The sequence below is a fragment of the Streptomyces sp. NPDC048637 genome, from assembly GCF_040650675.1.
GTDB lineage: Bacteria > Actinomycetota > Actinomycetes > Streptomycetales > Streptomycetaceae > Streptomyces.
Genome location: NZ_JBEZHQ010000017.1, coordinates 134,045 through 148,152 on the forward strand (window position 1 = coordinate 134,045; position 14,108 = coordinate 148,152).

A 14,108-nucleotide genomic window follows, 5' to 3' on the forward strand; every position below is an offset into this window, starting at 1 on the left:
GGCCGCGCCGCCTCCTCGTCTGCGCATGCCGCTCTTCGCCTGCGTACGCCGCTCCTTCGCCTGCGCAGGCCGCTATGCAGCGCGCGTATACACCAGCGATACACCCACGAGTAGGGTGGTCGGCATGTCAATCGGTCATACGCTGCTGGGTCTTCTGGAGTCCGGCCCCCGCCACGGCTACGACCTCAAGCGGGCCTTCGACGAACACTTCGGCCAGGACCGTCCGCTGCACTACGGGCAGGTCTACTCCACGATGTCCCGGCTGCTGAAGAACGGCCTGGTCGAGGTGGACGCCGTGGAGGCCGGCGCCGGCCCGGAGCGCAAGCGGTACGCGATCACGGACGCCGGGGTCACCGATGTCGCCCGGTGGCTGGCCCGCCCGGAGAAGCCCGAGCCGTACCTCCAGTCGACGCTCTACACCAAGATCGTCCTGGCGCTGCTGACCGGCCGTGACGCCGCCGAACTGCTGGACTCCCAGCGCGCCGAGCATCTGCGGCTGATGCGCGGACTGACCGAGCGCAAGCGCACCGGTGACCTCGCCGACCAGCTGATCTGCGACCATGCGCTCTTCCACCTCGAAGCCGATCTGCGCTGGCTGGAGCTGACCGCCGCACGGCTGGACAAGCTGGCGGAAGCGGTCCGCCCATGACGCCGGAGGGATCCCTGCTCGCGGCGGAGGGGCTGCACAAGGCCTACGGGGCGACACCGGCGCTGGACGGCGCGGAGTTCTCCATCCACCCCGGTGAGGTCGTCGCCGTCATGGGCCCGTCCGGCTCCGGCAAATCGACCCTGCTGCACTGCCTCGCCGGGATCATCAGCCCGGACGCCGGGACCGTCCACTACGGCCCGCACAACCTGACCGGCCTCAGCGACGCACAGCGCAGCGCCCTGCGCCGTACCGACTTCGGCTTCGTCTTCCAATTCGGCCAGCTGGTACCGGAGTTGACCGCGCTGGAGAATGTGGCGCTGCCGCTGCGGCTGAACGGCGCCAAGCGCAAGGAGGCCGAGCGGCAGGCCCGCGAATGGCTGGAGCGGCTGGAGGTCGAGTCCGTGCACGGCCGGCGGCCCGGTGAGATATCCGGCGGCCAGGGCCAGCGGATCGCGGTCGCCCGCGCCCTCGCCACCCGGCCGCGGGTCCTCTTCGCGGACGAGCCCACCGGGGCCCTGGACTCGCTCAACGGCGAACGCGTCCTGACCCTGCTGACCAACGCCGCCCGGGAGAGCAACGCCGCGGTGGTCCTGGTCACCCACGAGGCCCGGGTCGCCGCCTACTCCGACCGGGAGATCGTCGTCCGCGACGGCAAAGTGAAGGACATGCTGGCGGGCTTGATATGAGCCTGCTGCGCTCGCACGGCGGCCGCTACGGCCGCGGCGGCGGGCCCGGCGACGACCGCGCGCCCTCCGGGCCCGCGTCCCCGGACCCGCGCACCGGCCCCGGGACCTGGGCCCGTGACCTCGCGATGGGCATGCGGTTCGCGGCCGGCGGCGGCCGCGAGGGCTGGATCCGTACGGCGCTGACGGCCGCCGGTGTCGCCCTCGGCGTGGCCGTCCTGCTGCTCGGCGCGTCCGTGCCGGCCCTGATGGACTCCTGGCACGGCCGGGAGAAGGCCCGCGAGAACCTGGGCCAGAAACACGATCCCCCGCCCGCCGACAACACCGTGCGCTACGCCCCGACCGACACCCTCTTCCGCGGTATGCCGGTCCGCGGCCGCCTGATGCGCCCGGACGGTGCGCATCCGCCGGTCCCGCCCGGCATCCGCCAACTCCCCGGCCCCGGCCGGATGCTGGTCTCCCCGGCGCTCAAGGAACTGCTGGACTCCCCCGAGGGCGCACTGCTGCGCGACCGGCTGGACTACCGGGTGGCCGGGGTCATCGGCGACGACGGTCTGCGCGGCCCGCGGGAACTCACCTATGTCGCACAGAGCGCCACCCTCGCCGCGCCCGACGGCTATCGCATCGACCACTTCGGCAAGAACTGGGACCCGCTCCCGATGCGGGCGCCCGCCGTCGTACTCGTGATCATGACCTGTGTGGCGCTGATGACACCGGTGATGGTCTTCATCGGCACCTCCGTACGGTTCGGCAACGAACGCCGGGAGCGCCGGCTGGCCGCGCTGCGGCTGGTCGGCGCCGATGTCCGGACGACCCGCCGGATCGCCTCGGGTGAGGTGCTGTTCGGTTCGCTGCTGGGGCTGGTGGCGGGCGGGGCGCTGTTCCTGGGCGGCCGGCAGTTCGCTCCGGCGATCACGCTGTGGGACATCAATGTCTTCCCCTCGGACGTGGCTCCGGGCCCGCTCGCCGTGGCGCTGATCGCCGTGCTCGTGCCGATGGCGGCGGTGGGGGTGACGCTGTTCGCACAGCGCGGTGTCACCGTCGAGCCGCTGGGTGTCGTCCGCAACCGCCCGCCGGTCCGCCGCCGGCTGTGGTGGCGGGTGGCGCTGCCCACCGTGGGCGCCCTGCTGCTGGTGCCGCTGACCGCGGAATCCCCGTGGACCGACACCCCGTTCAACACCCTCCGGCTCGCGGCCGGTGCGACGCTGCTGCTGTTCGGTGTCACCGCGCTGCTGCCCTGGCTGGTCGACGCGGTGGTCGGCCGGCTGCACGGCGGCCCGGTTTCCTGGCAACTCGCCGTCCGCCGCCTGCAGCTGAACAGCGGCTCGGCCACCCGCGCGGTCAGCGGCATCACCGTCGCGGTGGCCGGCGCCATCGCGATCCACATGCTGATGACCGGAATGCAGAACGGTTACGCCCAGGCGTACGCCGAGTCCGGCAAGCTGCCGCGGATCGGTCTGTGGGGCAACGCCCACGACTGGCCGCAGGTCCAGCGGGCGCTCACCGCGCTGCGTGCCACCCCCGGGGTGACGGGGGTCCGCGGCACCATCGACGCGAACGTCACCCGGCCGCCCGCCACCGGACACTCCCGGACCACTGCCGGGCCCTCCCGGACCGCCGCCCCCTACGCGACGATCGCCGTCGGCAGCTGCGCCGAGCTGCGCGCGCTGGCCCGGCTGGACTCCTGCCGGGACGGCGAGGTGTTCCTCACCGGCGCCCCGGGCCGGGACACCGCCCTCGCCCCCGGCGCGACCGTCGATCTCCACCCCCCGGACACCGAGGACGATCCGGTGGCGCCGGAGCTCTGGAAGATCCCCACGACGGCCCGCGAAACCCGGCTGCGCCACCCCGGCCGCGCCCCCGACCACGTCCTCTACGATCTGCTGGCCACCCCGTCCACGGTCGACATCGGCCGGTTCCAGGCCCCCACCATGGAGTTCAAGGTCGCATTCGACCGTGGCACCCCGGACGCGGTGGAGCACCTCCGCAACACCGCGGCCCATATCGACCCGACGATGAACGAGTCCTCCGCGGTCGACAATCCGCATGACGCGCAGTACTCCAGCGTCCGCAACGGCCTGTTCGCCGGCGCGGTCGTCACCCTGCTGCTGATCGGCTCGGGCCTGATCATCTCCACCGTCGAACAGCTCCACGAGCGCCGCCGGCTGCTGTCCACCCTCGATGCGTACGGCACCCGCCGCACCACCCTGGGCTGGTCGGTGCTGTGGCAGACCGCCCTCCCGGTCGTGCTCGGCCTGGGCCTGGCGCTGGGCTGCGGGCTGTCGCTGGGGGCGCTGCTGCTGACGATGATCGACAGCGTGGTGACGGTGGACGTACCGGTGGTGGCGGGGATGACCGGCGCCGGCGGCGGCGTGATCCTTTTCGTGACGGCGCTGAGCCTGCCGCCGCTGTGGCGGATGATGCGGCCCGACGGGCTGCGGACGGAGTGAGCCCGGCCATGCCCCACCCCTCCCGCCCGGACCGCACCCGGGGCCGGGCCGCCCGCCGCTGGTGCGCCGACCTCGCCATGGGTGCCCGGTTCGCCGTCACCGGCGGCCGCGAGGGCTGGATCCGTACGGCCCTGACGGCGCTCGGCGTCGGCCTCGGCGTCGCGGTCCTGCTGCTGGCGGCCGCCGTCCCGAACGCGCTGAACGCCGACACGAACCGGAGGTCGGCCCGCTCCGTCGTGCCCGTCCCGGAAGGGACCGGCCCCTCGGACCGGTCGCTGCTGACCGCCTCCTCCTACGGTGCCTACCGCGGACTGCCGCTGTACGGCCGGATCCTGGCCGCCGAAGGGCCGCACGCCCCCGTCCCCCCGGGCCTGTCCCGGCTGCCGGGCCCCGGCGAACTGGCCGTCTCCCCCGCCCTCGCGGACCTGCTGTCCTCACCCGAGGGTGCGCTGCTCAAGGGCCGCTTCCCGCATCTGCGGATCACCGCCACCATCGGCGACAAGGGCCTCACCCGGCCCGGCGAACTCTTCTTCTACCAAGGCACGGACGCCTTGCCGCGGCCCGGCAACGGGGTCGAACGGATCACCACGTTCGGGGACCACGGCACCCCGTTCCGGGCGAGCCCTCTCTTGGTGCTGGTCATCCTCGTGAGCTGTGTCGCGCTGCTCGCCCCCGTCGCCGTCTTCATCGCCACTGCGGTGCGGTTCGGCGGGGAGCGCCGCGACCGGCGGCTCGCCGCGCTCCGGCTGGTGGGCGCCGACCGGGCCACCACCCGGCGGATCGCCGCGGGCGAGGCGCTGGCCGGTGCGCTGTTCGGTCTGCTCACCGGCGCCGCGCTGTTCCTGGCCGTCCGGGCCCCGCTCGCCGGCCTCTCGCTCTTCAACCTCGGAGTCTTCCCCGCCGAAGTGGTGCCCGACGCCGCGCTCGTCGGCTGCATCGTGTCGGCCGTCCCGCTCTGCTCGGTCGGCGTCACCCTGTTCGCCCTGCGGCGGGTCGCCGTGGAGCCGCTGGGCGTGACCCGTACGGCACCGCCGCTGCGCCGCCGGCTGTGGTGGCGGATGCTGCTGCCCGCCGCCGGGGTGGCGCTGCTGCTGCCGCAGGCGATCGGCGGGCTGGGTTCCGGCGACGCCGCCAACGCCCAGGTGGTGCTCGGGATGGCACTGCTTCTGCTGGGGGTGGCGGCCCTGCTGCCCTGGCTGCTGGACGCCCTGGTGGCCCGCCTGGGCCGCGCAGGCTTCGGCGGCCAGTCCTGGCACCTTGCCGTACGGCGGCTGCAGTTGAACAGCACCGCGGCCAGCCGCTCGGTCAGCGGGATCACCGTGGCGGTGGCCGGCGCGGTCGCCGTGCAGGTGCTGCTGACCGGCGCCCAGAGCTTCCCCGAGCTGAGCCACCCGGCCGCCTGGACCGAGGTCGACGCGCATGCCGGTACGGTGCCCGCCGCCCGCGCCCCGCAGATGTCCGCCCAGCTGCGCGCGACCCCCGGTGTCCGCGAGACGCAGGTCCTGGTCTCCGGCTATGCGGACTCCGTCCGCCACCACCGGGCCCAGGCACACACCGCCCCCGAGGACCGCCCGGACCCCGAGCCGTATCCGGTGACCATCGCCGACTGCGGCACCCTGCGCCGGCTCGCCCATATCGGCGCCTGTTCCGGCGGCGACGTCTTCCTCGTCACGGGTTACGAGGGCTCCACTCCGTTGCCGGCCCCCGGCACCCGGCTCGCCCTCGACCCGGTCGGCAGCCAGGACGACCACCGGGCGCCCGCCGTCTGGTCCGTCCCGCGGAACGCCCGCCACGCCACCGCCGTGACCCGCGACCGCATGCCCACCTTCACCGGCCCCGGTGTGTTCGCCACCCCCGAGGCACTGGACGCGACGCTGCTGCGCCACCCCGAGATCGCCGTCCTGCTGCGGCTCGACCCGCAGACCCCCGACGCGATCGAACACGTCCGCAACACGGCCGCCCGGATCGCCGTGGGGACCGACGTGGTCACCGCCCACGACGGCACCGAGGACGTCGTCACGGTGTACCGCCACGGTCTGACCGCCGGCGCCGCCGCCGTGCTGCTGCTCATCGGCTGCGGCCTGCTGATCACCGCACTGGAGCAACTCCGCGACCGGGCCCGGATGTTGTCCACCCTGGCAGCTCTCGGCACACCGCGCGCCGTGCTGAGCCGCTCGGTGCTGTGGCAGACGGCCGTCCCGGTGGCCCTCGGCCTGGCCCTGGCGGTCGGCTGCGGGCTGTCCCTCGGCGCACTGCTCCTCCACATGATCGACCGCCCGCTCCGGCTCGACCGGTGGGCCCTCCTCACCCTCAGCGGCACCGCGGCGGCCGTCATCCTGGGCGTCACCGCGCTCTCCCTGCCGCTGTTGTGGCGCCTGATGCGGCCGGATGGCCTGCGTACGGAGTGAATCTGCGAGATCATTCCGGCGCAGCAGTGCACACCAACTGCCCAAGGGGGGCCCTCCATGCGCCGACTCGTCTACTGCATCGCTTCCTCACTCGACGGCTTCATCGCGGGACCCGACGGCGCGGACCCCACGGGCCCGGACGGCTTCTGGCCGATCGCCGATGACTACGTCAAGCACCTGGCCGCCGAACTCCCGGAAATCCTGCCCGTCCAGGCCCGGTCGGCGCTCGGCATCACCGACGAGGGCACCCGCTTCGACACCGTCCTGGAGGGCCGCCGCACCTACGAGATCGGCCTCCGGGCCGGCCTCACCGACGCCTACCCCCACCTGCGGCATCTGGTCTTCTCCCGGACCATGACCGAGAGCCCGGACCCGGCGGTGGAACTGGTGGCCACCGACCCGGTGGCGAAGGCGCGCGAGCTGAAGAACGCGGACGGCAAGGACATCTGGCTGCTGGGCGGCAGCGAACTCGCCGGTGTGCTCTACCCGGAGATCGACCAGCTGATCGTCAAGCTGAGCCCGCTCACCCTCGGCAGCGGCATCCCGCTCTTCTCCCGGGACACCGCCTTCGATCCCCGCACCTGGGAGCTGACCGAACACACCGTCCTCCAGAGCGGCGCGGCCTTCCTGACGTACACGCGGGCGGCGGTGGGGTAAGCCTTGCGGCTCCCGGCCTCATGGAGCGGGCGTCCGGCGGCGCATCGTGCAGAGTGACCCCACGAAGGGGTGAAGCTCTCGGACGAGACGTGTGCGGGCGCCCGGCCTACGATGATGACCTCGGCACCAGGCAACGGGAGGCGTGCAATGTCCGCAGCAGCTGCCGAGGGTCCGTACGCGGGTGAACACCGGCCCCTGACGCTCCTCGAACAGGCCGACCAGCTCATGAAGCAGCTCCCTGGCCACCGCGTCGAGATCCTCGGAGGCGTCCTCACTGTGACCCCACCCCCCGACCCCGCCCACGCGAAGGGGCTGTCCCGCCTCAGGTGCCCCTTCGTCGCGGCCGGCCTGGACGGCGGCGAAACCGAAATCCTCGAAGGTCTCGGCCTGTGGCTGCCGGACGGCCCGGAGAACTTCGCCGTGCCGGACCTTTGCGTAGTGGACGCTGACATCGAAGACCGCATCATCCAGTACGAGTGCTGTGACCCAGCGGCATTCCGCATGGTCCTTGAGATCACCTCCGGCAATTACACCAACGACCTGCGTACGAAGGTCACCGCTTACGGCTCCGCGAGGGTGCCGGTGTATGTGATCGTCGACCGCAAGCACGAACGCCTCCACGTCCTCACCGAGCCCATGGAAGACGGCTACGCCGTACACCGCATCCATGTAGCCGGGGAGAAGGTCACCCTCCCGGAGTCCATCGGTGCCGAAGTCACCCTGGACGTGACCCAGACCCTGGACGATGCCAGGCGTCGCACTCCGCAGCGCCCCTGACCCTCACCCCTGCACGATCCGCACCGGCAACCCCCGCAACGCCCCCCGCAGCGCCTCCGCGAACTCCTCGAACTCCTCTTGGCGGGCGGCGCCCGTCCGCATGGCCAGGGCGATGCGCCGCGAGGGGGCCGGGTCCGCGAAGTAGCCGGTCGTGAGCTGGTCGTTGCGGCCGGTCTCGACGCGCAGCGCGGTACGGGGCAGGAGGGTGACGCCGAGTCCGCCGGCCACCAGCTGCACCAGGGTGGACAGGCCCGCCGCGCTGGTCGTCACGGGAGTGTTCTCGTCGCGGCCGGCCTCCCGGCAGATGTCCAGGGCCTGGTCCCGTAGGCAGTGGCCCTCGTCGAGCAGCAGCAGATCCAGTTCCTGGAGGGCCTGGCGCGGGATGTCACCACGGCCGCCGAGCCAGTGCTCCTTGGCGGCGACCAGGACGAAGTCCTCGTCGAAGAGCGGGAGTTCGGCGACCTGGGGGACGCCGAGGGGGACGGCGAGCAGCAGCAGGTCGAGGCGCCCGTGGGCCAGACCGTCCAGGAGGGAGGCGGTCTGTTCCTCGTGCACCTGGAGGTCCAGGTCGGGGTAGGTGTCATGGACCAGCCGCAGCACGGCCGGCAGCAGATACGGTGCGACGGTCGGGATGACGCCGAGCCGCAGCACCCCCGTGAAGGGCGCGCGGGCCGCCTCCGCCTCCTCCATCAGATCCCCGACGGCCTCCAGGACCACACGGGCCCGAGCGGCCACCCGCTCCCCCGCGGGCGACAGCAGCACCTTGCGCGTCGTACGCTCCAGCAGCTGCACTCCGAGGGTCTCCTCCAGCGTGGAGACCGCCCCGGACAGCGCAGGCTGGCTCATCCCGATCTCGGCCGCCGCCTCGCGGAAATGCAGATGCTCGGCCACCGCCGCGAACGCCCGCAGCTGGGCCAGGCTGGGCTGGCGGGGCCGGCCGCCCTGACTCACCGGTGAAGCCACTGATAACCACCTCCGATCAACATCAACCAGTCTAGCTATTTCCCTTATCAATGCCTGCTGTGCCACTGTGTAACCCGTCCAAGCCTCAAGGAAAGGCCCCAAAAGGGACTTTCTGCGCAACAAGGAGAGTACGTGCTCACTGTCGGTGACAAGTTCCCCGAGTTCGACCTGACCGCCTGCGTTTCGCTGGAAAAGGGCCAGGAGTTCGAGCAGATCAACCACAAGACCTACGAGGGCAAGTGGAAGATCGTCTTTGCGTGGCCCAAGGACTTCACCTTCGTGTGCCCGACCGAGATCGCCGCCTTCGGCAAGCTGAACGACGAGTTCGCCGACCGTGACGCCCAGGTCCTCGGCTTCTCCGGCGACTCCGAGTTCGTGCACCACGCCTGGCGCAAGGACCACCCGGACCTGACCGACCTGCCCTTCCCCATGCTCGCCGACTCCAAGCACGAGCTCATGCGCGACCTGGGCATCGAGGGCGAGGACGGCTTCGCGCAGCGCGCCGTCTTCATCGTCGACCAGAACAACGAGATCCAGTTCACCATGGTGACCGCCGGCTCCGTCGGCCGTAACCCCAAGGAGGTTCTGCGGGTCCTCGACGCCCTGCAGACCGACGAGCTGTGCCCGTGCAACTGGAGCAAGGGCGAGGACACCCTCGACCCGGTCGCGCTGCTCTCGGGCGAGTGAACCGCAGCTAGCGAACTGGAGGCAGATCTGACATGGCTCTCGACGAACTGAAGTCCGCGGTCCCGGACTACGCCAAGGACCTCAAGCTGAACCTCGGCTCGGTCATCGGCAACAGCGACCTGCCGCAGCAGCAGCTGTGGGGCACCGTGCTGGCCTGCGCGATCGCCTCGCGCTCGCCGAAGGTGCTGCGCGAGCTGGAGCCGGAGGCGAAGGCCAACCTCTCCGCCGAGGCCTACACCGCCGCGAAGTCGGCCGCCGCCATCATGGCGATGAACAACGTCTTCTACCGGACCCGGCACCTGCTGTCGGACCCGGAGTACGGCACCCTGCGCGCCGGTCTGCGGATGAACGTCATCGGCAACCCGGGCGTGGACAAGGTCGACTTCGAGCTGTGGTCGCTGGCCGTCTCGGCCATCAACGGCTGCGGTATGTGCCTGGACTCGCACGAGCAGGTGCTCCGCAAGGCCGGTGTGGACCGCGAGACGATCCAGGAGGCCGTCAAGATCGCGTCCGTCCTGCAGGCCGTCGGCGCCACCCTGGACGCCGAGGCCGCGCTCGCCGAGTAATCCCCGGTACGCGCGGACACCCGCAGACAGAACCCCCGCAGACCTCGTGTCTGCGGGGGTTCCGTGCGTCCGGGTGGTGCTACTCCGCGGGCCCCTCGGCCGGGCGGGGCGCCGGGGGCGGCGTCGGGGCCACCCCGATCGCGGTGGCGCCGCGCGGGGCCACCGACATCCGCAGCGCCTGTTCCCTGGAGTAGGAACGGAGATAGCCGACCACCGTGTTGGTGACCGCCACCAGCGGAACCGCGACCACCGCGCCGCCGATGCCCGCGATCAGCCCGCCCGCGGCGACCGACAGGATCACCGCGAGCGGATGGACCCGGACCGCCCGGCCCAGGATGAACGGCTGCAGGACGTGGCCCTCGATCTGCTGGACGGCCAGCACGACCGCCAGCACCATCAGGGCGGTGAACACCCCGTTGGCGACCAGTGCGATGACACAGGCCAGCGCGCCCGAGACCACCGCGCCGACCAGCGGGATGAAGGCGAACAGGAAGATGAAGACGGCGAGCGGGACGGCCAGCGGCACATTGAGGAAGTAGAGCCCGATGCCGATGAAGATCGCGTCGATCAGGGCGACGACGACCGTGCCGCGCACATAGGCGGTCAGGGTGCGCCAGGCCCGCGGCCCGGCCCCGGCCACGCCCTCGCGGGCCGCGCTCGGGACCAGCCTGAGCAGCCAGTTCCAGATCCGCCGGCCGTCGTAGAGCAGGAAGAGCGTGGTGAACATCGCCAGCAGGATGCCGGTGAACACCTCCAGGACGACGGTGACGCCCTCCAGACCGGCCGAGGTGATCGCCTCGGTGTTGGCGCCGACCGCGTCCTGCAGATTCTTCGCGATGTGGTTGATCTGACTCTCGGTCACATGGAACGGACTCTTCAGCAGCCAGCCCTTGAGCTCGGTGATGCCCTCCTGGATGCGGCTGGAGACCGAGTCGATGTTGTCCTGGACCTGCCACACCACGAACCAGCCGACCAGGCCCATGACCACGAACCCGCTGATGAAGGTCAGCGCGGTGGCCGGCCCGCGCGGCAGCCCGCGCTGGCGCAGCCATCCCACGGTGGGCTGCAGCAGCGCGGTGATCAGCGTCGCCGCGATGAAGGCCAGCACGACCAGTTCGATGGTGGTGATGACGCGCGCGAGCACCCACAGGGTGGCGGCCAGCACCAGCAGCCGCCAGCCCGCCTCGGCGGCGACCCGCACGCCCCACGGCACCGCGTCGACGGGGTCGGGACGGGCCGCGACGGCCGGGGCGTAGGAGGGCGGTGCGGGCACCGACTCCGGCGGACCGCCCGCGGCGGCCTGCGGCACCTGCTCCGACCCGGGCCCCGGCACACCGTCCACGGCCTTGGGCAGCTGGGTACGGGGGACGGTGAGCGTGCCCACCGGACGGTCGCCCGCCGGGCCGTCGACCGCCGAGCCATCGACCGCCGAGCCGTCGACCGCGGGTGCGTCCGCGCGCCCGGCACGCCTCAGCTCATCCGGGTCGCCCGCCTCCCCCGAGGAGTCCGACGGACTCCCGCCAGGGGGGACCCCCATCTCGGTCTCCGCGCGGCGGCGCTGCTCCTCCAGCCGCTGCGAGAGCCGCGTCAGACCGGCGCCGAGGCCACCGACCCACTGAGGCAATCTGGACATGTCCTTCCTCTTCCCCTCCCACGCGCCACAACCTGACGGCACGACGTTACCTGTGCAGCACGCGCGAAACCCCCGACGCGGGCGCGTTCGGGGGTTTCGGAAGTGCTGTGGTGCGGCCTACGGCCTAGTACCAGCTGTTGGCCTGCCAGAACGACCAGGCACCACACGGGCTGCCGTAACGGTCGTTCATGTAGTTCAGGCCCCACTTGATCTGGGTGGCCGGGTTGGTCCGCCAGTCGGCTCCGGCCGAGGCCATCTTGGAGCCGGGCAGCGCCTGGACGAGCCCGTAGGCGCCCGAGCTGGCGTTGGTGGCCTGGTAGTTCCAGGTGGACTCGTGGTCCACGATGTTGCTGAAGCACTGGAACTGGTCTTTCGCCATCATCTGGCGCGCCATGGCCTGCGTCTCGGCGACGGAGTACGAGCCCTTGACGGCGAAGTCGGTCGCGTCACGCGTGGCGGAGCGGGACGCGGCCAGCGTCTTCTCGCGCTTCTTGGCGTCCTTCTCCGCCTTCGCCTCGTCCGCGGCGTCCTTCTTGCTCTTCGCGGTCTCAGCAGCCGCCTTACGGGCCGACTCCTGCGCGGACTTGAGGGCTGCCGCATTCGCCTGGGTGGACTGGTCGTCCGCCTGCTGCGTCAGGGAAGCCGTCTGCACCTGGGCCTGTGCGCCTGCGGGGATGTCAGCGATCGTCGCATCGGCAGCGGTGGCCTCGGTGTTGCCGACCGAGGCGGGCTCGTTGCCTGCAGCGACGCCGACGACGGCGCCGACGGTGGTGACCGCGGTGGCGGATGCCACGGCGAATCCCCGGACCGAGATCCGGCTCACACGTTTTCCTTCCAGCATCGACCGCATAGGTGACCTCGCGGACGCAATCGTGCCCCTGGCGCTGGTCTCCCCTTGTTCCGGGCCCGGTTGAACGGGTGGGTCCGGCTGGTCACGGGAGGCACTGGCCCGGTACGTCCCCCTCGGGGTCCGCGTGGTGCTCGGGCGGCATACGGCTGTCGCTATGAAGTTCGAGTTCGTTCCACGCCTCCCCCAGTCTCACCTTCGTTCGACCGGGGGCACCCCCATGGGGTGCTGATGCTGCCGTATGCGGGGCCTGACAGGACCCAGACTCTGCCCGACCGGCACGCCGGGAATCAATTCCCCGCTAGGTGTGAAAGCTCACACCTCGTTTACGGCAAACGATTTTCGGATATCCACTCGCAGCACAACGCCGCCCGGCTAAGCTCCTTGGCTTCGCCGGGCGGCGTCGTCTGCACCACCGGTCAGATCCGGCCTTCCTCCAGCATTTCGGTCACCAGCGCCGCGATCGGCGAGCGCTCCGAGCGGTTCAGCGTGACGTGGGCGAAGAGCGGATGCCCCTTCAGCTTCTCGACAACCGCGACCACACCGTCGTACCGCCCGACCCGGAGGTTGTCGCGCTGCGCGACATCATGGGTCAGCACCACCCGGGAGTTGGCGCCGATACGGGACAGAACCGTCAAAAGGACGTTCCGTTCCAGTGACTGGGCCTCGTCCACGATGACGAACGCATCGTGCAGCGACCGCCCGCGGATATGGGTCAGCGGCAGCACCTCCAACATGCCGCGCCCCACCACCTCTTCGATGACGTCCTTGGTGGTCACCGCGGACAGCGTGTCGAAGACGGCCTGTGCCCAGGGGCTCATCTTCTCCGCCTCACTGCCCGGCAGATAGCCCAGCTCCTGCCCGCCGACGGCGTACAGCGGGCGGAACACCATCACCTTGCGGTGCTGCCGGCGCTCCAACACGGCCTCCAGGCCCGCGCACAGCGCCAGCGCCGACTTGCCCGTACCGGCCCGCCCGCCCATCGAGACGATGCCGACGTCCGGGTCGAGCAGCAGATCCAGCGCGATCCGCTGCTCGGCGCTGCGGCCGTGGATCCCGAAGACCTCCCGGTCGCCCCGCACCAGCCGGACCGCGCCGTCCGAGGTGACCCGGCCGAGCGCCTTGCCGCGCTCGGACTGCAGCACAAGTCCGGTATGCACCGGAAGTTCGGAGACTTCCGGTACGTGGACGGTCTCGGCGGCGAACAGATCGTCGATCTGGTCCGCGGAGAGGGTCAGCTCGGCCATCCCCGTCCAGCCGGAGTCGGTGATCGCCAGCTCGGCGCGGTACTCCTCGGCCAGCAGCCCGACCGAGGACGCCTTGATGCGCAGCGGCAGGTCCTTGGAGACGACCGTGACGTCATATCCCTCGGCCTGCAGATTGCGCGCCACCGCGAGGATCCGTGAGTCGTTGTCGCCGAGCCGGAAGCCCGCGGGCAGGATCCCGGGGTCGGAGTGGTTCAGCTCGACCCGGAGTGACCCGCCGAGATCCCCGATGGGGATGGGCGAGTCCAGCCGCCCGAACTGCACCCGGTACTCGTCCAGCAGGCGCAGCGCCTGCCGCGCGAAATAGCCGAGCTCGGGGTGGTGCCTCTTGGCCTCCAGCTCGGTGACCACGACGACCGGCAGCACGACTTCGTGCTCGTCGAAGCGGGCCATGGCGCCTGGGTCTGCCAGCAGCACACTGGTGTCGAGGACATAAGTGCGCCGGTCGTTCTCACGGCGCTGCTTGATGTTCACCACGGGTGGACGAACCCCCTCGGATGAGGTTGGGGTGCGACGGCGTCGC

General features: G+C 71.3%; 12 protein-coding genes. 8 read left to right on the forward strand and 4 right to left on the reverse strand.

Going from position 1 to position 14,108, the window contains the following annotated elements; all coding sequences use genetic code 11:
- The first annotated feature begins 124 nt into the window (after window positions 1-124).
- The 6 genes from AB0C46_RS21955 to AB0C46_RS21980 all read left to right on the forward strand — a co-directional run bounded on the left by AB0C46_RS21955 (window position 125) and on the right by AB0C46_RS21980 (window position 7,624).
- The gene (locus AB0C46_RS21955; protein WP_362829659.1) at window positions 125-649 is read left to right on the forward strand and encodes a PadR family transcriptional regulator; all 525 of its coding nucleotides are present in this window, start codon (window positions 125-127) and stop codon (window positions 647-649) included.
- Window positions 646-1,335 (forward strand): ABC transporter ATP-binding protein, encoded by a 690-nt coding sequence (locus AB0C46_RS21960; protein ID WP_362829661.1) that lies wholly within the window; start codon window positions 646-648, stop codon window positions 1,333-1,335. Before AB0C46_RS21955 ends, AB0C46_RS21960 begins: the two co-directional genes overlap by 4 nt.
- Window positions 1,332-3,782, forward strand: a complete 2,451-nt coding sequence (locus AB0C46_RS21965; RefSeq protein ID WP_362829662.1) for an FtsX-like permease family protein — start codon at window positions 1,332-1,334, stop codon at window positions 3,780-3,782. The genes AB0C46_RS21960 and AB0C46_RS21965 overlap by 4 nt, the downstream gene beginning before the upstream one ends.
- An 8-nt stretch (window positions 3,783-3,790) precedes the next feature.
- Window positions 3,791-6,190 carry an FtsX-like permease family protein gene (locus AB0C46_RS21970; RefSeq protein ID WP_362829663.1) on the forward strand — a complete coding sequence of 800 codons (2,400 nt, stop codon included), beginning with the start codon at window positions 3,791-3,793 and terminating at the stop codon, window positions 6,188-6,190.
- A gap of 57 nt (window positions 6,191-6,247) precedes the next feature.
- Window positions 6,248-6,847, forward strand: a complete 600-nt coding sequence (locus AB0C46_RS21975) for a dihydrofolate reductase family protein (protein WP_362829664.1) — start codon at window positions 6,248-6,250, stop codon at window positions 6,845-6,847.
- A 147-nt stretch (window positions 6,848-6,994) separates the two neighbouring features.
- The gene (locus AB0C46_RS21980; protein WP_362829665.1) at window positions 6,995-7,624 is read left to right on the forward strand and encodes a Uma2 family endonuclease; all 630 of its coding nucleotides are present in this window, start codon (window positions 6,995-6,997) and stop codon (window positions 7,622-7,624) included.
- A 3-nt stretch (window positions 7,625-7,627) separates the two neighbouring features.
- Here the strand turns inward: AB0C46_RS21980 and AB0C46_RS21985 are convergent, their stop codons facing one another.
- On the reverse strand, window positions 7,628-8,587 hold the full coding sequence (locus AB0C46_RS21985) for a LysR substrate-binding domain-containing protein (RefSeq protein WP_362829666.1): 960 nt from the start codon (window positions 8,585-8,587) through the stop codon (window positions 7,628-7,630).
- A 132-nt stretch (window positions 8,588-8,719) separates the two neighbouring features.
- On the opposite strand from AB0C46_RS21985, the gene AB0C46_RS21990 reads away from it, so the two are divergent.
- Both AB0C46_RS21990 and AB0C46_RS21995 read left to right on the forward strand, forming a co-directional pair.
- A complete protein-coding gene (locus AB0C46_RS21990) occupies window positions 8,720-9,274 on the forward strand; it encodes a peroxiredoxin (RefSeq protein WP_006603399.1) in 555 nt (184 codons plus the stop codon).
- A gap of 32 nt (window positions 9,275-9,306) precedes the next feature.
- A complete protein-coding gene (locus tag AB0C46_RS21995) occupies window positions 9,307-9,840 on the forward strand; it encodes an alkyl hydroperoxide reductase (RefSeq protein ID WP_129244225.1) in 534 nt (177 codons plus the stop codon).
- Between the two features lie 79 nt (window positions 9,841-9,919).
- Here AB0C46_RS21995 and AB0C46_RS22000 read toward each other — a convergent pair whose 3' ends face one another.
- The 3 genes from AB0C46_RS22000 to AB0C46_RS22010 form a co-directional block, all read right to left on the reverse strand.
- Complete coding sequence (locus AB0C46_RS22000; protein WP_362829667.1) at window positions 9,920-11,473, reverse strand: AI-2E family transporter; 1,554 nt, start codon at window positions 11,471-11,473, stop codon at window positions 9,920-9,922.
- 124 nt (window positions 11,474-11,597) lie between these two features.
- Window positions 11,598-12,296: a transglycosylase SLT domain-containing protein gene (locus AB0C46_RS22005; RefSeq protein ID WP_362829668.1), complete on the reverse strand. Its 699-nt coding sequence runs from the start codon at window positions 12,294-12,296 to the stop codon at window positions 11,598-11,600.
- A gap of 443 nt (window positions 12,297-12,739) precedes the next feature.
- Window positions 12,740-14,062 (reverse strand): PhoH family protein, encoded by a 1,323-nt coding sequence (locus AB0C46_RS22010; protein WP_362829669.1) that lies wholly within the window; start codon window positions 14,060-14,062, stop codon window positions 12,740-12,742.
- Window positions 14,063-14,108: the final 46 nt, after the last annotated feature.